At 63.1% G+C, this 21483-nt stretch carries 19 protein-coding genes and 1 pseudogene; 6 read left to right on the top strand and 14 right to left on the bottom strand.

Translation table 11 applies throughout. The features are described 5' to 3' along the window. Positions 1-26: 26 nt before the first annotated feature. Positions 27-1355 (bottom strand): aspartate aminotransferase family protein, encoded by a 1329-nt coding sequence (locus LB557_RS06895; RefSeq protein ID WP_015317155.1) that lies wholly within the window; start codon positions 1353-1355, stop codon positions 27-29. A gap of 209 nt (positions 1356-1564) precedes the next feature. Between LB557_RS06895 and LB557_RS06900 the strand changes: the two genes are divergently transcribed. Beyond that, positions 1565-2233, top strand: a complete 669-nt coding sequence (locus LB557_RS06900; RefSeq protein WP_224713039.1) for a TetR family transcriptional regulator C-terminal domain-containing protein — start codon at positions 1565-1567, stop codon at positions 2231-2233. A 250-nt stretch (positions 2234-2483) separates the two neighbouring features. Here LB557_RS06900 and LB557_RS06905 read toward each other — a convergent pair whose 3' ends face one another. Beyond that, a complete protein-coding gene (locus LB557_RS06905) occupies positions 2484-3365 on the bottom strand; it encodes a helix-turn-helix transcriptional regulator (RefSeq protein ID WP_224641272.1) in 882 nt (293 codons plus the stop codon). A 103-nt stretch (positions 3366-3468) separates the two neighbouring features. Here LB557_RS06905 and LB557_RS06910 point away from each other — a divergent pair, with 103 nt between their 5' ends. Both LB557_RS06910 and LB557_RS06915 read left to right on the top strand, forming a co-directional pair. After that, positions 3469-4308: an SDR family NAD(P)-dependent oxidoreductase gene (locus LB557_RS06910; RefSeq protein WP_224641270.1), complete on the top strand. Its 840-nt coding sequence runs from the start codon at positions 3469-3471 to the stop codon at positions 4306-4308. After that, positions 4305-5027 (top strand): SDR family oxidoreductase, encoded by a 723-nt coding sequence (locus LB557_RS06915; RefSeq protein WP_140665310.1) that lies wholly within the window; start codon positions 4305-4307, stop codon positions 5025-5027. The genes LB557_RS06910 and LB557_RS06915 overlap by 4 nt, the downstream gene beginning before the upstream one ends. Before the next feature lie 12 nt (positions 5028-5039). Here the strand turns inward: LB557_RS06915 and LB557_RS06920 are convergent. From LB557_RS06920 to LB557_RS06950, 7 genes and pseudogenes are all read right to left on the bottom strand, one after another. Continuing rightward, a pseudogene (locus LB557_RS06920) lies at positions 5040-5415 on the bottom strand (DoxX family protein). Between the two features lie 70 nt (positions 5416-5485). After that, a complete protein-coding gene (locus LB557_RS06925) occupies positions 5486-5944 on the bottom strand; it encodes a carboxymuconolactone decarboxylase family protein (protein ID WP_224641268.1) in 459 nt (152 codons plus the stop codon). 33 nt (positions 5945-5977) lie between these two features. Further along, positions 5978-6496 carry an RrF2 family transcriptional regulator gene (locus LB557_RS06930; protein WP_224641267.1) on the bottom strand — a complete coding sequence of 173 codons (519 nt, stop codon included), beginning with the start codon at positions 6494-6496 and terminating at the stop codon, positions 5978-5980. 105 nt (positions 6497-6601) lie between these two features. Beyond that, a complete protein-coding gene (gene preA / locus LB557_RS06935; protein ID WP_224641266.1) occupies positions 6602-7915 on the bottom strand; it encodes an NAD-dependent dihydropyrimidine dehydrogenase subunit PreA in 1314 nt (437 codons plus the stop codon). Between the two features lie 12 nt (positions 7916-7927). Beyond that, the gene (locus tag LB557_RS06940) at positions 7928-8770 is read right to left on the bottom strand and encodes a class I SAM-dependent methyltransferase (RefSeq protein ID WP_224641265.1); all 843 of its coding nucleotides are present in this window, start codon (positions 8768-8770) and stop codon (positions 7928-7930) included. A 5-nt stretch (positions 8771-8775) separates the two neighbouring features. Beyond that, a complete protein-coding gene (locus LB557_RS06945; RefSeq protein WP_224641263.1) occupies positions 8776-10131 on the bottom strand; it encodes an NAD(P)-dependent oxidoreductase in 1356 nt (451 codons plus the stop codon). A gap of 121 nt (positions 10132-10252) precedes the next feature. After that, the gene (locus LB557_RS06950) at positions 10253-10978 is read right to left on the bottom strand and encodes a gamma-glutamylcyclotransferase (RefSeq protein ID WP_224641262.1); all 726 of its coding nucleotides are present in this window, start codon (positions 10976-10978) and stop codon (positions 10253-10255) included. A gap of 178 nt (positions 10979-11156) precedes the next feature. Here LB557_RS06950 and LB557_RS06955 point away from each other — a divergent pair, with 178 nt between their 5' ends. Continuing rightward, positions 11157-11933: a VOC family protein gene (locus LB557_RS06955; protein WP_015317143.1), complete on the top strand. Its 777-nt coding sequence runs from the start codon at positions 11157-11159 to the stop codon at positions 11931-11933. Positions 11934-11975: 42 nt separating this feature from the next. On the opposite strand, the gene LB557_RS06960 is transcribed toward LB557_RS06955, so the two are convergent. Continuing rightward, positions 11976-12464, bottom strand: coding sequence for a hypothetical protein (locus tag LB557_RS06960; RefSeq protein WP_140726016.1), 489 nt, complete (start codon positions 12462-12464; stop codon positions 11976-11978). 204 nt (positions 12465-12668) lie between these two features. Here LB557_RS06960 and LB557_RS06965 point away from each other — a divergent pair, with 204 nt between their 5' ends. Continuing rightward, entirely contained in the window at positions 12669-13064 is a 396-nt protein-coding gene (locus LB557_RS06965; RefSeq protein WP_140665323.1) for a DoxX family protein, read from the top strand. Positions 13065-13078: 14 nt separating this feature from the next. On the opposite strand, the gene LB557_RS06970 is transcribed toward LB557_RS06965, so the two are convergent. Together LB557_RS06970 and LB557_RS06975 are read right to left on the bottom strand one after the other, a co-directional pair. Next, positions 13079-15520 (bottom strand): FAD-dependent oxidoreductase, encoded by a 2442-nt coding sequence (locus tag LB557_RS06970; RefSeq protein WP_224641260.1) that lies wholly within the window; start codon positions 15518-15520, stop codon positions 13079-13081. A gap of 66 nt (positions 15521-15586) precedes the next feature. Further along, positions 15587-17125, bottom strand: coding sequence for a trimethylamine methyltransferase family protein (locus tag LB557_RS06975; protein WP_224641258.1), 1539 nt, complete (start codon positions 17123-17125; stop codon positions 15587-15589). Positions 17126-17341: 216 nt separating this feature from the next. Here LB557_RS06975 and LB557_RS06980 point away from each other — a divergent pair, with 216 nt between their 5' ends. Continuing rightward, the gene (locus tag LB557_RS06980) at positions 17342-17932 is read left to right on the top strand and encodes a transglycosylase SLT domain-containing protein (RefSeq protein WP_015317138.1); all 591 of its coding nucleotides are present in this window, start codon (positions 17342-17344) and stop codon (positions 17930-17932) included. 13 nt (positions 17933-17945) lie between these two features. Here the strand turns inward: LB557_RS06980 and LB557_RS06985 are convergent, their stop codons facing one another. Both LB557_RS06985 and LB557_RS06990 read right to left on the bottom strand, forming a co-directional pair. Then, entirely contained in the window at positions 17946-20267 is a 2322-nt protein-coding gene (locus LB557_RS06985; protein WP_015317137.1) for an ABC transporter ATP-binding protein, read from the bottom strand. A 49-nt stretch (positions 20268-20316) separates the two neighbouring features. Beyond that, positions 20317-21474, bottom strand: coding sequence for an ABC transporter permease (locus tag LB557_RS06990; protein WP_015317136.1), 1158 nt, complete (start codon positions 21472-21474; stop codon positions 20317-20319). Positions 21475-21483: the final 9 nt, after the last annotated feature.

Below are 21483 nucleotides of genomic sequence, written 5' to 3' on the forward strand. Positions count from 1 at the left end.
GGGGAGGGATATCGGCGCCCAGTTCTTCAATCGATCATCCTAAGCACTTCACGCACATGGTCGATCAGTTCGTTGATCTGGCCCTTGGTGATGATCAGCGGCGGCGACAGTGCGATGATGTCGCCGGTGGTGCGGATCAGCGCGCCGCGCTCGAACGCCTTGACGAAGGCCGAGAAGGCCCGCTTTGTCGGACTGCCGGCGATCGGCGCCAGTTCGATCGCACCGATCAGGCCGATGTTCCTGATGTCGATGACATGCGGTTCGCCCTTCAGCGAATGCAGCGCATCTTCCCAGTAAGGCGCCAGTTCGTCGCCGCGCGTCAGCAGGCCCTCTTCCTTGTAGGTGTCGAGCGTGCCGAGTGCGGCCGCACAGGCGATCGGGTTGCCCGAATAGGTGTAGCCGTGGAAGAACTCGATCATGTGCTCGGGGCCGGTCATGAAGGCGTCGTGGATTTCCTTCTTCACGAACACCGCGCCCATCGGGATGACGCCGTTGGAGACGCCCTTGGCGGTGGTCATGATGTCGGGCGTGACGCCGAAATAGTCGGCCGCGAACGGCGCGCCGAGACGGCCGAAGCCGGTGATGACCTCGTCGAAGATCAACAGGATGCCGTGCTTGGTGCAGATTTCGCGCAGCTTCTCGAGATAGCCCTTCGGCGGCAGGATGACGCCCGTGGAACCCGCGACCGGCTCGACGATGACGGCGGCGATGGTCGAGGCGTCATGCAGGGCGACGATACGCTCGAGTTCGTTGGCGAGCTCCGCGCCATACTCCGGCACGCCTTTGGAGAAGGCGTTCTTCTCCGGCAGATGCGTGTGCGGCATGTGGTCGACGCCGCCCAGCAACGTGCCGAACATCTTGCGGTTGGTGACGATGCCGCCGACCGAGATGCCGCCGAAATTGACGCCGTGATAACCGCGCTCGCGGCCGATGAGCCGGGTGCGCGACCCTTCGCCCTTCACGCGGTGATAGGCGATCGCCATCTTCAGCGCCGTTTCGACAGATTCCGAACCGGAATTGGTGAAGAAAACATGGTCCATGCCCTTGGGCGCGAGGTCGACCAGGCGGTTCGCCAGTTCGAACACGATCGGATGGCCCATCTGGAAGGCGGGTGCATAGTCGAGTTCGGCGGCCTGGTGCTGGATCGCCTCGGTGATCTTGGGGCGGCAATGGCCGGCGTTGACGCACCACAGGCCAGCGGTGCCGTCCAATACCTTGCGGCCATCGCTGGTTGTGTAATGCATGTCCTTGGCGGACACGAACATGCGCGGCGCCTGCTTGAACTGCCGGTTTGCCGTGAACGGCATCCAGAATGCGCTGAGATCGTTCGGCGTGACTTTCAGCCGGTTGGACATGACCAAGACTTCCCCTTGTAACCTGTTTCGCTGCGTCCAACGCTTGGTCTTTGCCGCGCTTTCATGCTACGCAAATTTTGACCGATTGGACAAACGTTTAGCACCGCCATGTCGGCGGTCAATGGATTACTAGCGGAAATGCGGCTCCTGAAGTGCGTTCCACAGCCTGGGGAAAAACTGGTCCAGAGAATTGGTCCAGATGTCCTTGAATGCGAGATTTGGCAATACGAGAGTCCGCAACGGTGATCACGAGCACGCAAGCCCCTCGCCGCACCCGCATCCAGCAGGAAAAGCGCGAACTGATCCTGGAGGCCGCGCTCGAAGTGTTTTCCACCAACGGCTTCCGCGGTTCGACCATCGACCAGATCGCCGAAGCCGCCGGCATGTCGAAGCCGAACCTGCTCTACTATTTCCGCCGCAAGGAAGACATTCACGAGACATTGATGGAACGGCTGCTCGAAACCTGGCTGGCGCCGCTGCGGGAACTCGATGACATCGGCGATCCGATGACTGAACTCAGGAGTTACATCAGGCGCAAGCTGGAAATGGCGCGCGACTTTCCGCGCGAGAGCCGCCTGTTCGCCAACGAGATCCTGCAAGGCGCGCCGCGCATCATGCCGCTGCTGGCGGGCGAGTTGAAGACGCTGGTCGACGAGAAAGCCGCCGTCATCAAGGGCTGGATGCGCGCCGGCAAGATCGCCCGGACCGATCCCTGGCATCTGATCTTCTCGATCTGGGCGACGACGCAGCATTACGCCGATTTCGATGTCCAGGTCCGCGCCGTGCTGGGGCCGAACCGTGGCGGCGACGGCCGCTTCGAGGACGCTGCCCGCTTCCTGGAGCAATTGTTCCTCGATGGGCTGAAGCCGAAAGGGTAACAGGCGAAATCATGTCTAGATTGGCCGAAGCGCACATTGGCTTCGTCATTCTAGGGCGAAGCAAGGAGCGAAGCGACGCGGCGCAGACCCTAGAATCCATGCCGCGACACATGAGCGCCGCTACGGTCCAGAATTCTGCTCCGCTGCACTATACTGTCAAGGTAACGGCATGGATCCTCGGGTCTGCGCGTCCGCTTCGCTTCCGCTCCGCCCGTGGATGACGAAGTTGAGAGCGCGCCGGCAGATAACTTCACGCGCTGCGCCGTTCGGCCGGCATCGCCTCCAGCAATCTTTGAAGTTTGGAGATCGAGTTCTGCTCGGCGAGCGGCGTGTAGACGATCAGCCGCATGTCCGAGCCGTCGTCGATCGACAGGCTCATATGCTCGAAGGCCATCAAGCCCACCATGGGATGCCGGACATGCTTCACGCCGCTCAGCCTGCGCGCCACGTCGCGCCGGGGCCACCAGTCACGGAACTCGGGACTTGAACTCATCATCAGCGCGATCAGCCGTTCGAAATCCAGATCGCCGACATATTTGGCGCTTTCGGCACGAAACGAAGCAAGCACCACGCGGGCAAGTTCTTCCCAGTCGACCAGCAGGCGGCGATGGTGCGGGTTGGTGAACACCATGTGGACGATGTTTCTGCTATCGCCCTCGAGCAAGCCATAGTCGCCGAACACCGCCACGGCCGCGTCGTTCCAGGCAAGTACGTCCCAACGGCGGCCGACGACATAGGCGGGCTGCAGCACCAGGCTTTGCAGCATGTGCAACAGCGTAGCGTCGACCTTTTCAGGCGCCGCCAAACGACGCTCCGGCTGCTGGCGGCCTGCCAGGATGAACAGATGCCGCTTCTCGACGGCGTCGAGGCGCAAGGCCTCACAGAGCGCCGCCAGCACTTCCACCGAGGGCCGCACGTCCCTGCCCTGCTCGAGCCAGGTGTACCAAGTGGTGCCGACACCGGCGATCATCGCCACTTCCTCCCGCCGCAGACCCGGCGTGCGCCGTCGCGGACCTGTCGCGATGCCGGTGGCCGATGGCGCCAGCCTTTCCCGGCGCGACCGCAGGAAGGCGCCGAGTTCGCGCCGGCGGCTCTCGTCGGCTGATCGGGTGGAGGCAACGGGAGCGTTCATACCGGCTATTATAGCAGTATTGATACCAGGATAAAGTTTGAACTGTTTGACATGGGCGAAGCGCTCCATCTTGCGTTCAGAGCAACAACAGGAGGCTCTGAACATGGAATTGAAAGACAAGACCATTCTCATTACCGGCTCGACCGACGGCGTCGGCCGCGTGGTGGCGCAAAGGCTGGGTTCCGCCGGCGCACGGGTGCTGGTGCATGGCCGCGATTCCACACGCGGCGACGCCACTGTAGCCGCCATCGAAGCGGCCGGCGGCAAGGCCGAATTTTTCGCGGCCGATCTCGCTTCGCTGGCGGAGGTACGACGCCTCGCCGAAGCCGTTCGCACCAGCACGAGCCGCCTCGACATCCTCATCAACAACGCCGGCGTCGGCACCGCTGGCGACAAACGACAGACAAGCGCCGATGGCTACGAGTTGCGCTTTGCCGTCAATTATCTCGCCGGCTTCCTGCTGACCTCGGAGCTTCTGCCGCTGCTGAAGGCGAGCGCCCCGGTACGCATCGTCAATGTCGCGTCCGCCGGCCAGCAGGCGATCGATTTCGGAGACGTCATGCTGACCCGCGGTTACAGCGGCGTGCGCGCCTATTGCCAGAGCAAGCTGGCGCAGATCCTGTTCACCGTCGATCTGGCCGGGCAGTTGGAAGGCAGCGGCGTCACCGTCAACGCGCTGCATCCGGCGAGCTACATGAACACCACCATGGTCCGTCAGGCCGGCGTGACGCCGTGGAGCTCCGTTGAAACCGGCGCCGAGGCTATCTTGAATCTCGCCACCTCGCCCGCGCTGGAAGGGCGCAGCGGCCTCTATTTCGACGACCTGCGCGAATCCCGCGCCGACGCCCAGGCTTACGATGCCAAGGCAAGACAACAATTGCGAAGCCTGAGCCTCGACCTCGTCGGGCTGGCTTTCCCTAAAACGAAGGAACAGCATTCATGACCAACAGAACCGAACACACGGTGATCATCGGCGGCTCATCCGGCATCGGCCTGGCGACGGCGCGCAAACTGCTCGGCCCGGGCATGAAGGTCACGATCACCGGGCGCAACCAGGACAAGCTCATCAGCGCCTGGAAAAGCCTTGGCGGAGCGGCCGACAAGGCGGCCTTCGACGCTTCGAAACCGGATGAAGTCCGCCAATTTTTCGAGCGCCTCGGCTCGTTCGACCACCTCGTTCTGGCGGCGAGCGGCGGCAAGGGCCTCGGTCCGTTCGAAACCCTCGACCTCACCGATATCGGCGGGGGCGTCGACGAGAAGGTGCGGCCGCAACTCTCCTGCCTGCAGGCCGCCTTGCCGACGCTGAACAAATCGGGGTCGGTCACCTTCATCTCGGCGGTATCGGCCCAGCTCGCCACGCCGGGCGTCGCCGGCATCGGCGCCATCAATGGCATGCTCCTGACCGTGGCTCCGATCCTGGCCATCGAGCTGAAGCCGCTGCGCGTCAACGTCGTGGCGCCGGGTGTCATCGACACGCCATGGTGGGACTTTTTGCCCGCAGAGCAGCGGCAGGCGGTCTTTGCAGACTATGCGGGGAAAACGCCGGTCGGCCGCATCGGCCGCGCCGAGGACGTCGCCTCGGCGATAGCCTTCCTCGTCTCCAACGGCTTCGTGACCGGCCAGGTGCTGACCTGCGATGGCGGCCTGCGGTTCGCGGCGTAAAACGTTGGAGAGTTAAAGCGACTGCGCGATCAGCGACAAAAACCTCCGCTCAGTGCGACATTGCCGACGAAGCCATTGATGCGGGATGCACGCTCCGGACCTGATGATCCCAGAAATTGTGGAACATCGGCGTCGCCACGATCAGGAACAGCACCAGCACCACGCAGGCAATCGCGGTCCAGAGGCCGACCATCACCAGCACTCCCGCGATGATCTGCGCGACAATGCCAGCCCACAACGCCAGCCGGGCCTGGGGCACGCCACGCGCGGCCACCAACCTGGTCAGGAAATCCGCGTTCTGGATGTTGCGCAGGCCGGCGAAGACAAAGGCACCGCCGAGCAGCAGGCGACCGAGAAACAGCAAGGTCGAAGGCAAATCGACAGGCATTGAACTCCCCCTTTGAAACAGTAGGGGCGCCGCCTTTCCCCGGCGGCGCCCCCAACAGATGTCCGGACTGTCAGGCCGCCTTGGCGGCCGGCATCGGATGGATGGCGTGGAACGGAATGCAAAGTCGGTTCCAGGTGTTGATCATGCCGACCGCGACGGACAGCTTGACCAACTCTTCTTCCGAGAAATGCTCCAGCGTGCGCGCATAGAGTTCGTCCGGCACGCCGTTGTTGGCGATCAGCGTCACCGCCTCGGTCCAGGCCAGTCCGGCGCGTTCGCGCTCGGAGAACAGCGGCGATTCCTTCCAGGCGGCGACGAGATAGAGCCGCTGCTCGGTCTCGCCGTCGCGCCTGGCTTCGCGGCTGTGCATCTCCACGCAGAAGGAACAGCCATTGATCTGCGAGGCCCTGAGCTTGACCAGGTGCAGCAGGCTCACCTCCAGTCCACATTCGTCGACCGCCTTGTTGAGTGCCGACACGGCCTTCATGATCTCGGGCGCCTTGGCGAAGAACTGCAGCCTCTGTTTCATCGTCTTTCCTTTCGCATCCTTGGGGAGGTTAATTTAGGCTTGTTTGGTTGAACTGGGTTTTTGCCGCCGTTGATGGCGCTCGACAAAGGCGCAGCTCGCGGCAAATGATCTGGGGTCGCCTTCCGCGGCGTAATCCGCCACGATATCGGACAACTTCACCTCGGCGAGGGCTGCCCGGTAGGCGCGCTCCGCCTTCAGCATCGCGGCATTGATGCCGCAAGGTTTGACATAAGCAGAGGCATCGAGCTTGACCGGACCGTTGCGGCGGATCTCGCCGCAGCGAAAAGCCGGCTCGCGCCCTTCGATGGCCAGCACGATGTTGAGCAGCGTGATGCGTTCGGCAGCCCGCGCCAGCCGGTAGCCGCCGGCCGGGCCCGGCACCGATTCCAGAATGCCGGACGCCGTCAGCATGTTGAGGTGCTTCAGCAAATAGCTCGGCGACAGGCCAAAGGATTCCGCCAGCGCCGCGCCCGGCATGGTGCTGTTGCCGTCGACGCTCGCCAGTGTCGCCGCGCAGTGGATGGCCGCCTCAACACCCTCGCCCAGCTTCATAATGCTAGTCTCCAATTCATAGACACAGAATATCCTGGATAATATTTATCTGCAATAGGAAAATGAAAAAGCGACGTCCGCAGACGCCGCTTTTGAAGGTTGCCCCTACTCCGCCGCCACCTTGGCCATCGGGTTGTTCGGGTGCGTGGTCCAGTTGGCATAGACCGGCGACACAGGTCTGCCGGTGCGCTGGTCCAACGCGCCGGCCGCAAGCGGCTCCATGGTGATGCAATTGTCCACCGGGCAGACATTGACGCACAGATTGCAGCCGACGCATTCGGCCTCGATCACCTCGAAATGCCTGACGCCGTTGACCATGCTGGTGATCGCCTGGTGCGAGGTGTCCTCGCAGGCGATGTGGCAGCGGCCGCATTTGATGCAGGCATCCTGGTCGATATGCGCCTTGGCGACATAGTTGAGGTTGAGATACTGCCAGTCGGTGACGTTGGGCGTGGCGCGGCCGATAATGTCGTCGAGCGAGCGGTGGCCCTTCTCGTCCATCCAGTTTTCGAGGCCGGCGATCATCTCCTGCACGATCTTGAAGCCGTAGGTCATCGCCGCCGTGCAGACCTGCACATTGCCGGCGCCCAGCGCCATGAATTCGGCGGCGTCGCGCCACGTGGTGATGCCGCCAATGCCCGAGATCGGCAGGCCGCGGGTTTCGGGGTCGCGGGCGATCTCGGCCACCATGTTCATGGCGATCGGCTTCACCGCCGGGCCGCAATAGCCGCCATGCGAACCCTTGCCGTCGATGGTCGGCATCGGCGCGAAACTGTCGAGGTCGACGCCGGTGATCGAATTGATGGTGTTGATCAGCGACACCGCGTCGGTGCCGCCGGCATGCGCTGCCCGCGCCGGCTTGCGGATATCGGCGATGTTGGGCGTCAGCTTGGTGATGACGGGCATGCGCGTATATTGCTTGCACCAGCGCACCACCATTTCGATATATTCCGGCACCTGGCCGACGGCCGCACCCATGCCGCGTTCCGACATGCCGTGCGGACAGCCGAAATTGAGCTCGATGCCGTCGGCGCCGGTCTCCTCGACCAGCGGCAGGATCGATTTCCAGCTCTCCTCGACGCAGGGCACCATGATCGAGGCGATCAGCGCACGGTCGGGCCAATCCATCTTGACCTGCTTCATCTCGCGCAGATTGGTGTGCAAATCGCGGTCGGTGATCAGTTCGATGTTGTTGAGGCCGAGCAGGCGCCGGTCGGCGCCCCAGATCGCGCCGTAGCGCGGGCCGTTGACGTTGACCACCGGCGGCCCCTCTTCGCCCAGCGTCTTCCAGACGACACCGCCCCAACCCGCCTTGAAAGCGCGGATGACGTTGTAGGCCTTGTCGGTCGGCGGCGCCGAGGCCAGCCAGAACGGATTGGGCGATTTGATGCCGACGAAATTGTTTCTGATGTCAGCCATGACAGGTCCCTTTCAACGGAGACGAAGGAGCATTTCCACGGGTGCAAGAATGCCGCCTTCAAGCGCGGCGGTGAGATTAGCGATCTTGGTGCGGGCATCCTCGCCCATGATCAGGGCGACGCCGGGCGGCGGCTTTTTGCCCTCGGCCTGCGCGGCAGCCATGCGGGCACGCATGGTGGCGAAGAATTCGATGGCGAAAGCGCCGCGCGGGCGCTCGGCGATTACTGAAAAGCCGCAGGCGGTGGCGGCGGCTCGATAATCAGCAGGCGTGGCGACGAACGACATGGTCGCGTCGGAGGCCCATGGCAGCGGATAGGCCAGTGCTCCATCCTTGAGCCGCATCACGTCATAGACGGCAAAGACGCCGCCGGGCTTCAGCACGCGGGCGGCCTCGCTCATCAGCTTGGCCTTGTCGGGAAGGTTCATGCCGACATGCAGGATCATTGCCGCATCGAAGCTGGCCTTGGCGAACGGCATGTCCAGCGCGCTGCCTTGCACGAAGCGCGTCTTGCCGGCCATTCCCACCCGTTTCGACAGGCTGGTCGCGATATCGACATAGCTTTGGGTCAGGTCGATGCCGGTGACATCGGCGCCGGCATTGTTCGCGGCAAAACGGGCCGGGCCGCCGATGCCTGAACCAATGTCGAGAAGCCGGGCTCCAGGCTTCAGCCCCATCTGATCGATGAGTTCCCTGGTGGCGGCCACGCCGCCAATGTGGAATTCGTCGACCACTGCGAGATCGTCGGCGCTCAGATGGGCAATTTCCACGCCGGTGTCGGCAAGCGCGGCAAGAATCCGCTCCTCCAGGCCTGAAATCTCATAGTGACGGGCAATGCCCGGTTCCACCGTGGCCATGATCCTTATCCCTGGGTCAGGCTCCTGTGGATGCTTTCCGCCGCGTCGCGCCCTTGCGCCACGGCCGAAACGGTCAGGTCGTCGCCACCAAAAATGCAGTCGCCGCCGGCCCAGACCTTGGCCAGCGATGTGCGCCCTTCCGCGTCGACCTTGATACGGCCGGCTTCGAGATCGATCGACCCCCCGCTGCCGTTGAGTGCAGCCGGCACGAAACTCTGGCCGATGGCCTTGAACACCTGGTCGGCAACCAGCGTCAGCGTCTCGCCGGTGCCGGCAAGCCGGTCGCCGTCGAGTGCCGTGTATTCGAGTTCGATGGCACTGACCTTGCCGCCTTCGGCAATCACCCGCTTTGGCTGCAGCCAGTGACGGATGGTGACGCCATTGGCGGCGGCCAGGTCCTGTTCGAATTCGGAGGCGTTCATATGCTCCTGGCCGCGCCGGTAGCAGATAGTCACCTCCTCGGCGCCAAGAAGCTTCGACTGCACGGCGGCGTCGATCGCCGTCATGCCGCCGCCGATGACGACGACGCGGCGGCCGACCGGCAACCCTGAGAGGTCGCTGGCCTGGCGCAGTTCGGCAATGAATTCGACCGCATTGGTGACGCCGGCGGCATCCTCGCCATCGGCGCGCAGCGCGTTGACACCGCCAAGTCCCATGCCGAGGAACACCGCATCGTAATTGCGGATCAGGTCGGAGAGCTGGTAGTCGCGGCCGAGCGCCTTGCCGTTCTGAATGTCGATGCCGCCGATCGCGGTGACATAGTCGACCTCGGCCTGGGCAAAGTTGTCGACGCTCTTGTAGGCGGCGATGCCATATTCGTTGAGGCCGCCCGCCTTCGGGCGCGCCTCCAGGATGGTCACGTCATGGCCATGGCGGGCGAGCCGGTGCGCCGCGGCAAGACCGGCCGGGCCGGCGCCGACGACGGCTACGGTCTTTCCTGTCGGCTCGGCACGCGGATAAAACTGCCTGCTCTCGCTCATCGCGACATCGGTAGCGTAGCGCTGCAGACGACCGATCTGGACCGGCTTGCCTTCCGCAACCTCGCGCACGCAAACCTCCTCGCACAGCGTCTCGGTGGGGCAGACGCGGGCGCACATGCCGCCCAAAATGTTCTGGTCGAAGATGGTCTTGGCCGAGCCGATCGGGTTACCGGTCGAGATCTGGCGGATGAACAGCGGAATGTCGATCGAGGTCGGGCATGCGTTCATGCACGGCGCGTCGTAGCAGAAATAGCAGCGGTCGCATTCGACCAGCGCCTCGTGATGATCGAGCGGGGGATGCAGGTCGGAAAAATTATCCGTGTATTGGTCGGGCAGAAGTCGGCCGCCGACAATACCCTCTTTGAACTGGCCTTCTGGCATTCTCAGTTCCCCATGTTTTCGTTTTGGGGAAGGCTAGCACGTTTTATTTTTTTATCAATTGGTCAATTTTTGGCACAAACCGTTGAAAAGACTGGAAGAAAATATGATAATTGTATTCATGTTATGATGACGGTGACACTGGGATAAGGCCGCCACCCCTGCCGTTGCCGTGGATAGACCTGATCTCGTCGGCGACCAATTGCTGCAACGTCCAAAGATTGCGGTCGCGAATGCCGAATTCCTCGAGGTGGCTGACCGTGTTGTAAAGATATTCCGCCCCGGAGCCGACATGGCCGCAGGCGCGCGCCAGCACCCGTGCCACTGTCTCCAGCGGCTGCCCGAGCGAAGTGCCCCTGCCCGTCACCCCGACCCAGAAACCCAGCGCCCGCAGATGCCCTTGCGCCGTACGCACCGGGACCCACCTGACCGAAGCGACGCTCTCATGATCGTCGATCTCGCGCCGCAACAGCCTTTCGATCTGAGCAGCCTTCTCCCCTTCCGGCAAACGGTAGATCACACCATCGCACCGCCCGCCGCGTTCGAGCGCCATCATCAGTCCAGGCTGCGCGACGCTGCCGCGCCAGCGAACCATGTCGATGCAGAACGAGCGGTGCCAGCCATGGGCGGTGGCACGCTGGCGTTCGACGGACTCGAAAGCCGGCTTCCAGATCAGCGAGCCATAGGCGAACACCCATAGCGGCCCCGCATCTGCTTCATGGGCGAGCCGCGCGGAAAGGACCCGGAAATCCTCGTCGCTCAGTTGCGTCCAGCCGCCGCTGGGCCCGGGATCGGCCTCGTCGCGATGGCACAGTGCGACAAGCTCGGCGGTAAGTGACATCTGCCGCATGGAACGACGACCTCCTCCTCGAGGCCAAGCAAAGGCGAAAATCGCAAGACACGCAAGATTGCCAAGAGGGTGCGCCTTGCCGTTCCCGATTTCCAGCCCAGATGTCGGATTTCCGTCGTCAAGATCGTCCTAGGATGGATCGAACGACGATCGGCGCACAAAGGTGAGGAGACCGACCATGCCACAATCCCCGATGCCCTTCTTCTGGTACGAACTGATGACGTCAGACCTCGACGCCGCCGAGGCTTTCTACCCCGCCGTGGTGGGCTGGAAGGCCGAGCCCTTCGATAAGGCCCCAGGCATGCCGCGCTATGTCGTCATGAATGCCGGCGAGCGTGGCGTCGGCGGCCTGATGACGATGCCTCAGGATGCCGCCAAGATGGGCATGCCGCCCGCCTGGCTGGGCTACATCCACGCCAGGGATGTCGACGCGGCAACAGCGTCGCTGGAAAAGGCGGGGGGCGCCGTTCACCGCCAGCCCGACGACATTCCAGGCGTCGGCCGCTTTGCCGTCGTGGCCGATCCGCAAGGCGCGACCTTCATGCTCCTGCAGCCGAACGGCCCCGACCAGCCCGTCGTGCCGGCCAGCACGCCGGGCCATATCGGCTGGCATGAGCTTTATACGAGCGACTGGAAGGCCGCGTTTGACTTCTATTCCAGCCAGTTCGGCTGGGCCAATGCCGGCGAATTCGACATGGGGCCGATGGGCACTTACCAGACCTTTACCGCCGGCCCCGAATCCGGCGGTGGCATCATGAACAAGCCCGAGCAGATTCCGGTGCCGGTCTGGCAGTTCTATTTTAACGTCACCGGGATCGACGCGGCCGCAAAACGCGTCACCGACAATGGCGGCAAGATCCTGATGGGACCGATGGAGGTCCCCGGAGGCAGCTGGGTCGTGCAATGCCAGGATCCGCAAGGCGCGCACTTCGCTTTGATGGCGCCGGTGCGATAAGCGCCCGCGTCAACCGCTGATATCACGCTTGCTGGCGTCGGCTTATTCCGGTGCCAGCACCGCGACCTTGAGGGTCTCTTTCCTGGCACCGCTGAACTGGACGGTGGCCTGGCCGGCCGCGAGTTTGAAGCGCACGCTTTTGCGGATGCCGGGACACGTCTTGACGCCGCTATAGCCGGACGATTTCACGGCTTTGCCGTCCTGGATAACATCGACCCAGGCCTCGCCCGACAGGCTGATCTGGATGGTCCCCTCCGGCGGCACCGCCACACTGGCGACAGCGCCGAACGTGCCTTCCGCAGGTGCGCGTTCGGGCGGCACCGCAAAGCCGGCCTTCTCGGCCGGCACCAGCGCCAGATCCGCGGCCGCCCCTACTGCCAGTGTCGCTCCGGACGGCGTTGAGGGTGCCGTTGCAAACAGCGCCTGTTCGCGCGTCACCGGCCATCTGAAGGCCTCGCAGCCGGCGTCCTCGGCCATGGCTAAACTGGTACTCACAAGGATTGCGAACAGGCTGATGGCGACTTTTTTCATGGCAAGGGGACCCACATGTGAAGAGCATCCAAATCGACGCCTACAACCAATACAACCAAACAGACAAAAATGCAACCTTTACGAGAACATGAAAGGCGGGGAACATTTCCAATCACCAATTGTTGATGGCTGGCCATGGGATGTGAATGGTCCACTGCCGGGCAATAACCTATGGCCGGTCCGAGAAGCCAAACGGAGTTTTGGATGAAGCTTTTCGATGGCCTTGCCAGATACCAGCCGCAGGCGCTTGGCGTTCTGCGCATCATGACCGCGCTGCAGTTCATCGAGCACGGCACGCAGAAACTGTTCAATTTCCCCGCCAGCGACCACGCAGCCACCGCGTTGAGCGGACTGCCGCTAGCAGCGGGCATCCTCGAATTCGCTGGTGGCATTCTGCTGGCGCTGGGCCTTTTCACCCGCCCGGTCGCATTCCTTCTGGCCGGCGAAATGGCGATTGCCTATTTCATGGCTCACATGCCGCGCGACTTCTTCCCCGTCAACAACAGCGGCGATTCGGCGATCTCGTTCTGCTTCATCTTCCTCTATCTGGTCTTTGCCGGCGCCGGCGCCTTCGCGCTCGACAACCGCCGCGGCGCATGATCCCATGCGGGGGGTCACCCCCGCATCCGTTCGAAATTCGCATCGAACAGCGGCGCCGCCTGAATGCGCGCCGCATGCCGTTTGCCCAGCAATTCGATTTCGAAGCCGTCGCTCTCCTCTGCGATCTCCTTCGGCACATAGCCGACAGCGACCGACTTCTTCGAATGATGGGCATAGCCGCCCGACGTCACCCAGCCGCGCACCGCGCCACCGAACCAGATCGGTTCGTCGCCGATGACATCGGCATCGTCGGCATCGACGATGAAGGCGCGCAGCCGCAACTTGCCGCCCTGTTTGCGCTCGGCCAGAGCCGCCGCCTTGCCGATGAAATCTGCGTCCTTGCCGTAGGCGACGAAACGATCGATGCCGGCTTCCAGCGGCCCATAGATCGGCCGGTATTCGCGCCCCCATGAGCCGTAGTTCTTCTCCAGCCGCAGCGCGTTGAGCGCGCGCGAGCCGAACAGACCGATGCCGAATTCCGCCCCCGCCGCCATCAGCGCCTGATAGGCGGCACGCTGATATTCCGGCACCACCCAGATCTCGTAGCCGAGATCGCCGGTGTAGCTGACGCGGCCGACCAGGCATGGCGCCATGCCGACATCCATCTTGCCGACGGCCATGAAGGGAAATGCCGCGTTCGAGATGTCGGAGCGCGTGGCTTTCGCCAGCACGTCCCTGGCCTTGGGGCCGGCAATCGACAGGCCGGTAAGCTTTTGTCCCAGCGCTTCTATATGGACCGAGCCATCATCGGGCAGATGCTGCTCGAACCAGCGCATGTGATATTGCTCGGCAATGCCGGAGCCGGCCAGGAACCAGCCCCCTTCTTCCCGACCTTGGGGGCTGAGATTGGCCAGCGTGAAGTCGCCGATCAGCCTGCCGTCATCCTTCAGCATCGGGGCGAGCGTCATGCGACCGGGCTTCGGCAGCTTGCAGGCGAGCATCCGGTCGAGCCAGGCAGCGGCCCCCTCGCCCGTCACCTTGTATTTGGCGAAGCTCGATATCTCCGACAGGCCGACGCCTGCGCGAACCGTCGCGACTTCGGCCGCGACATGGCTGAAGTCGCTCGAGCGCCGCCATGAGAATTCGTCCTTGACCCCTTCCGGCGCGTACCAGAGCGGCACTTCCAGCCCGTAGGCGACGCCCCACTGCGCACCCTTGGCCGACAACAGGTCGTAGACGGGCGTCGTCTTTAGCGGCCGCCCGGCCGGCAGTTCCTCGTTGGGGAAGCGGATCGAAAAACGCCGGGAATAGTTTTCGCGCACCTTGGCGTTGGTGTAGGCCATCGTCGCCCAGTCGCCGTAGCGCGCAACATCCATCGCCCAGATATCGGCGCCGGGATCGCCCTCGATCATCCAGTTGGATAGCGCCAGACCAACGCCACCGCCCTGGCTGAAGCCGGCCATGACGCCGCAGGCGACCCAGAAGCCCGGCAGGCCGCGCACCGGCCCGACCAGCGGGTTGCCGTCGGGCGCGAAAGTGAAGGGCCCATTGATGATCTGCTTGATGCCGGTGTTCTGGAAAGCCGGGAAATGCCGGAACCCGACCTCGAGCGACGGCGCGATGCGGTCGATATCCGGCGCCAGCAATTCATGGCCGAAATTCCACGGCGTCTGGTATTCTGACCACGGTTTGTTGGCCTTCTCATAAGTGCCCATCAGCATGCCGCCGCGCTCCTGGCGCAGATAGAGTTCGCCGTCGAAATCGACCGCATGGATGATTTCGGTGCCGGTTTTCTGGTTCCAGGCGGCAACCTCCGGCATGTCCTCGGTGATCAGGTACATGTGCTCCATCGCCAGTACTGGCAGTTCGAGCCCAACCATGCGGCCGACCTCGCGCGCCCACAGGCCGCCGGCATTGACGACATGCTCGGCCACCACCTCGCCCTTGTTGGTGATGACGCGCCACAGCCCGTCGGGACGGCGCACGATATCCTCGACCTTGGTGAAGCGCTCCACCTCGGCGCCGAGTTTTCGTGCCGCCTTGGCATAGGCGTGGGTGACACCGGAGGGATCGAGGTGGCCGTCCTCCTTGTTGCGGACGGCGCCGACGAACTGCTTGGGATCGAGCAGCGGCATCAGTTCGGCCGCCTCTTTCGGGGAGATTTCCTCCAGCTCGATGCCGAGATAACGGCCCTTGGCGACCACCCCGCGCAGCCAGTCGAGCCGCGCCTCGGTGGCCGCCAGAAGCACGCCGCCGGTCAGGTGGACGCCGGTTGCCTGGCCCGACAGCTCCTCGATCTCCTTGTAGAGGTTGATGGTGTATTTCTGCAGCTTGGCGACGTTGGGATCGCCATTGATCGTGTGCATGCCGCCGGCCGCGTGCCAGGTCGAGCCCGAGGTCAGCTCGTCGCGCTCCAGCAGCACGACGTCGGTCCAGCCATGACGGGCGAGATGGAACAGCACCGAACATCCGACGACGCCACCGCCGATGACCACGACCTTTGCATGCGATTTCATGGTTTCTTCTCTGATATCAGTTAGTTGGATGGGTGGGATGATTCAAAACGGGACGTTCGTGGCGCATCACGGCTCGCCCTGTCCGATCGCTTCCTTGCGCTTGGCCACGTAGGCCTCGAGCGCTTCGCGTACGGCGATGTCCATCACCGGCTCGACATAATCCTCCAGCGCCTTCTTCCACAGCCGCGTCGCGCGCGCGGTTGCGTCGAGGCCGCCGGCCTCCTGCCAGGCTTCGTAATTCTGCCAGTTGGAGAGCATCGGCTGGTAGAAGGCGGTGGCGTAGCGCTCCAGCGTGTGCGGCTCGCCGAAGAAATGGCCGCCGGTCGGCACCGCGCCCAGCGCCTCGACGGCAAGTTCGGCCTCATCGACCACGATCGGGCGCAAAAACTCCATCATGTGCTGGATCATCTCGACGTCGATGATGAATTTCTCGAACGAAGCCGTCAGCCCGCCCTCCTGCCAGCCGGCGGCGTGGTAGACGAGATTGCCATGGCCAAGCACCGCGCCCCACAACGCCATCAGCGTCTCATAGGCGCCTTGCGCGTCGGCGGCGTTGGAAGCCGAACCGGGCGTCGTCCGGTATGGCAGGCCATAGCGGCGCGCCAATTGACCCGAAGCGATGTTGGCCTTGGTGTTTTCAGGCGTGCCGAAGGCCGGCGCGCCCGACTTCATGTCGACATTGGAGGTGAAGGCGCCGTACATCACGGGCGCGCCTGGCCGCACCAGCTGCGTCAGCACGACGCCGAACAGCGCCTCGGCATTCTGCTGCGCCAGCGCCCCGGCCAGCGTCACCGGGCTCATCGCTCCCATCAACGTGAACGGTGTCACCGCCACCGACTGGCCGTACTCGGCCATGGTCATCAGCCCCTCGGCCATCATCTCGTCGAAGCGACGCGGCGAGTTGACCGAGATGATGGTGGCAATGCCGGCATCATCAGCCATCTGGGCCAGCGTCATCCCACGCGCGATCGCCATCATCTCGATGCCGTCCAGCGCCCTGCCCCGGCCGATCGCCGAGACATGAAAACTCTTGTCGGTCAGCGTCAGATTGGTGAAGTACGTATCGAGATGGCGTGAGTTGGCCGGCAGTTCGACCGGCGCGCAGACCTGGTTGCCAAGCATGTGGACGCAGTTGAAATGCTGCGCCAGCCTGGTCAGATCAGCATAGTCGCGCAGATTGCCGGCACGGCGGCCCCGCTCCATGTCATGCACATTGGGAGGACCCGCAACCAGCGTGAAATTGATGGTGTTGCCGCCGAGATGGATTGTGTTGGCCGGATTGCGTGGGGTCAGCGTATAGCCGGACCGCGTCGTCTTCAGCGCCTCGTCGATCATGCCGCGATCGACGCGCACATTGGCCGAAGCGTGATCGACCTTGGCGCCGGCCTTCTCGAACAGCGACAGCGCACGCGGGCTCATCACCTCGATGCCGAAATTCTCCAATATGTGCATCGACGCCTGATGGATCGCCTCGATCTGGTCTGGTGACAGCAAGGCCATCGGCGGATAGGGATTGATCACCCGCCTGGGCCGCAGCTGTGCGATGGGCGCTGGCCCCCGGTTGCTGGTACGCTCGGCGCCGCGCTTGCGTCTTGGTTCGGTCATGCCGGCATCAAAGCTTCGGTAAACCGCGCAAGCTGTCAGAAATGCGCCGTTTACGGGCGTGATTTTAGCCAAGGCGGCATATGCTCAGCACGACTTTATAAAAGGCGACAATTGGCGTCGGAATACAGCTATGGCATTTTCTCACCTGACCGTGCCGACGAGGCGTTAACAGCGGCAGCAAGATTCCCTTTATGATTTCGGCCTATTGCTCATCCAATGCGTAGGTCGAGTTTTAGTAAAATTGTAGCGGTTGGCGTGCTGCTGGCACTTTCGGCCTGCGCCACGGCACCCAGTCACATCAACAATGTCTGCGCCGTCTTCGATCAGAACGATGGCTGGTTCGACAATTGGCAGTCGGGTGCCGAGCGCGCCTCACAGAAATATGGCGTGCCGGTGCCGGTGCTGATGGCGACGGTGCGCAAGGAATCCGGCTTCAAGAGCAACGCCCGGCCGCCGCGCACCAAACTGCTCGGCTTCATTCCGTGGAAACATGTCTCCTCGGCCACCGGCTTCTCGCAGGCGCTGGACGGCACCTGGTCGCAATATCAGCGCGAAACCGGCAACTGGGCGGCGCGGCGCACGAGATTCGCCGACGCCGTCGACTTCGTCGGCTGGTATCATTCCAAGACAGCCGACACATATGGCGTCGCGCGCAACGACACCTACAACCTCTACCTCGCCTATTACCTAGGCTGGACCGCCTATGGCCGCGGCAATCGTGGCGATGCCGGCGTCCAGGGCTACGCACGGGCCACCGACAAGATGGCCCGCGACTATGCTGTTCAGCTGCAGCAATGCGGGAGCTGATGTCCTGTCCGCGCTAGTGCGGCTTTGTCGTGTCTTTCGGTTTTGAATCACCGGTTTCCGACACCTCGTCGCGGACTTCGTGGCGACGGGCCCGCGAAACGGCGTCCGCCTCCTCGGCGGCCTCCCCGATCGCGTCGGCCTCAGCACCTGCCACCTTGCCATGTGGCCGCTTTGGCGGCTCGCCGGCAAAGCCCGGACCTTCGCCATGCGGCGCGTCGTCAGGCACGCCTTCATGGGCGGCATGTTCCCTGTCGAACTTGATCACCGGCTCCATGGTCTTGAGCACGTCGTCGGAGAGCCAGCACAGGCTCATATGGCCATCGCCGAGGTTCTTGACCGGCGGCACCTTGGTCTCGCACAGATTGTCAGGCACCAGCTTCTTGTAGCCGCAGCGTGTCTGGAACGGACAGCCGGACGGCGGGTTCATCGCCGAGGGGATGTCACCTTCCAGCACGATGTGCTTCTTGACCACGCTGGTGTCGGCAATCGGGATCGCCGAGAGCAGCGCCTCGGTATAGGGATGATAGGGCGGCGCGAAGATCTGGTCTGTCGTGCCTTGCTCGACGATATAGCCGAGATACATGACGACGACGCGGTCGGCGATGTAGCGCACGACCGAGAGATCGTGGCTGATGAACAGCATCGTCGTCTTGTTCTTGCGCTGGATGTCCATCAGCAGTTCCGTCACCGCCGCCTGCACCGAGACATCGAGCGCCGAAACCGGCTCGTCGGCCACCACCACCTTGGCGTCGCCGGCGAAGGCTCGCGCCACGCCGATACGCTGCTTCTGGCCGCCGGAAAGCTGGCGCGGCTTGCGGGTTTCGAACGCCCGCGGCAGTTTCACCAGGTCGAGCAGTTCCAGCATGCGCTTGCGCCGGTCGGCAACGGTCTTGCCGACGTTGAATTTTTCCAGCGTCCGGATGATCTGCGACCCGACCGAATGGCTGGGGTTCAGCGTGTCGAACGGGTTCTGGAACACCATCTGGATCGACGACACGGTGTCGACGCTGCGCTTCTCGATGCCGGTCGACTGGATTTCCTTGTTGCCGAGCGTGACGCTGCCGGAGCTGGCGGTTTCCAGCCCGAGCAATACCTTGGCAAGCGTCGACTTTCCGCAGCCGGATTCGCCGACGATGGCCACGGTCTCGGATTCGCGTGCCATGAACGAGATCGTCTCGTTGGCCTTGACGACGCGGCCTTCGCTCGAGCCGAACACCTCGCTGCCGCCGACCTTGTAGTATTTCCGCAGGTCCTCGATCTTGAGTACTGGCGCACCGGGCACGACGCGCTCATTCACCTTCTTGGCGCCGGGCGGCAATGCCTCCCAATCGATCTCGTTGAAGCGCACGCAGCGCGAGAAATGGCCCTCGTGTCCGGCGACTTCGATCATCGGGATTTCGGCGGCGTTGCAGACGCCCTCGACGAAATGGTGGCAGCGCGGGCCGAAATTGCAGCCTTTGGGCCGTTCGTGCGGCAGTGGCAATTGCCCCGGGATCGAGATCAGCGGCCGCGAGTTCTTGTCGGCGCCAGGCAGCGGGATCGAACGGAACAGCCCCTGCGTATAGGGGTGGCGCATCCGGTCGAAGACGTCCTTGATCTTGCCGGTCTCGACTGCCTCGCCCGAATACATCACCGTGATGCGGTCGCAGGTTTCCAGGATGAGGCCGAGATTGTGCGACACGAAGATCATCGAGGTGCCGAACTTCTCGCCCAACCCCTTGACCAGATCGACAATGCCCGCTTCCACGGTTACGTCGAGCGCCGTCGTCGGCTCGTCGAGCAGAAGCAGCGCCGGCTTCGACAGCAGCGCCATGGCGATAACGATGCGCTGCTGCTGGCCGCCGGAAAGCTGGTGCGGATAGGAGCGCATCATGCGCTCGGGATCGGGAAGCTTGACCGAGCGCACCATTTCGAGCGCCCTGGAGTAGGCCTCTTTCGTCGACACCTTGTCGTGGATCAACGGCACTTCCATCAGCTGCTGGCCGATCTTCATCGCCGGATTGAGGCTGGCCATCGGCTCCTGGTAGATCATGGCGATCTTGTTGCCGCGGATGGCGCGCAGCTCCTCGTCGGAGAGCTCGCCCATGTCCTTGCCCTGGAACTTGATCTTGCCGCCAACGATCTTTCCGATGTTGGAGAGGTCGCGCATGATGCCGAGCGACACGGTCGACTTGCCGCAACCGGATTCGCCGACGATGCCCATCGCCTCACCCGGCATGACCGTGCAGGAAAAGTCCATGACGGCCGGTATCTCGCCCTTGCGGGTGAAGAAGGAGATCGAAAGGTTCTCGATCTCGATGATCGGCTGTGCCGGATTTCGAACTGCCTCGTTCATGGTCGCTCCAATCCTTATTCTTGGCCAAGTGGGATCTGAGACCCCGCCGTCAATCCTTCATCGATTGCTCACGCAGTGAGTCGGCGAGCAGGTTGAGACCCAGCACGAACGACATCAACGCGATCGTCGGCGGCAGCGCCGGGTGAATAAAGGACCGCAGCAATCGGCTGGCATCCTTGATCGCCGTACCCCAGTCCGGGCTCTCGGGCGCGAGGCCCAGGCCGAAGTAACCCAGCGTGCCGAGCAGTATGGTGGTGTAGCCGATGCGCAGGCAGGCATCGACAATCAGCGGCCCGCGCGCATTGGGCAGGATCTCCCACAGCATGATGTACCAAGGCGATTCACCGCGCGTCTGCGCCGCCGCCACATAGTCGCGCGTCTTGATGTCCATCACCAGGCCGCGCACGATGCGGAACACGCCCGGGCTGGAGGCGAACACCACCGCCACGAAGATATTGAGCTGGTTGGGATCGATGTGGACGATGTGCAGCGGATCCCTGTCGAAGACAAGGCCGAGATAGATCCAGCCGCCGATGATCAGTGTCAGGCCGAGCAGGATATAAATCCGGTCGGGCCGGTTCTTGTAGCGTGTCCAGAACAGCACGCTGAAGAAAATGATCGGAAACAGGAAGAAGACGCCGGCCAGCGCATAGGGGATCGGCGTGTCCATGATGCCGGGCGTCACCAGCAGGTAGAACAGGAGGATCACCGGGAAGGCCAGCACGAGGTTGGCCAGGAACGACAGGATGGAATCGATCTTGCCGCCGTAGTAGCCGGCCGGCAGGCCAAGCGTGATGCCGACCATCAGCGCGAAACCGGTCGCGGCGGGTGCGATGATCAACACGATCTGGCTGCCATAGACCATGCGCGAGAACACGTCGCGGGCGAGCTTGTCGCCGCCGAAGAGGTAGACGAGCCCCGATTGCGGTTCGATGGCGCCCGGCAGCGTGTCCTTCATGATCGGGATCTGGCCGAGCGGATCGAAAGGCGAGATGGTCGAGGCGAAAATCGCCGTGAACAGCCAGAACAGGCAGATGAACACGCCCGCTATGCCGACGCCGCTGTCGAACAACTGGCCGTAGAGCGCCAGCTTCTTCTTGTAGAGAAAGCTCGCACCCATGACGATGGCGAGCGCGGCCCAGACCGGCCAGAAGCGCCAGAGCACTTCGAGGATGATGGTGGAGGCGCCGATATATTGAGCTTGCATGCGCCTTCT

The organism is Mesorhizobium sp. BR115XR7A, assembly GCF_020165315.1.
In the GTDB taxonomy this organism is placed as follows: domain Bacteria; phylum Pseudomonadota; class Alphaproteobacteria; order Rhizobiales; family Rhizobiaceae; genus Mesorhizobium; species Mesorhizobium australicum.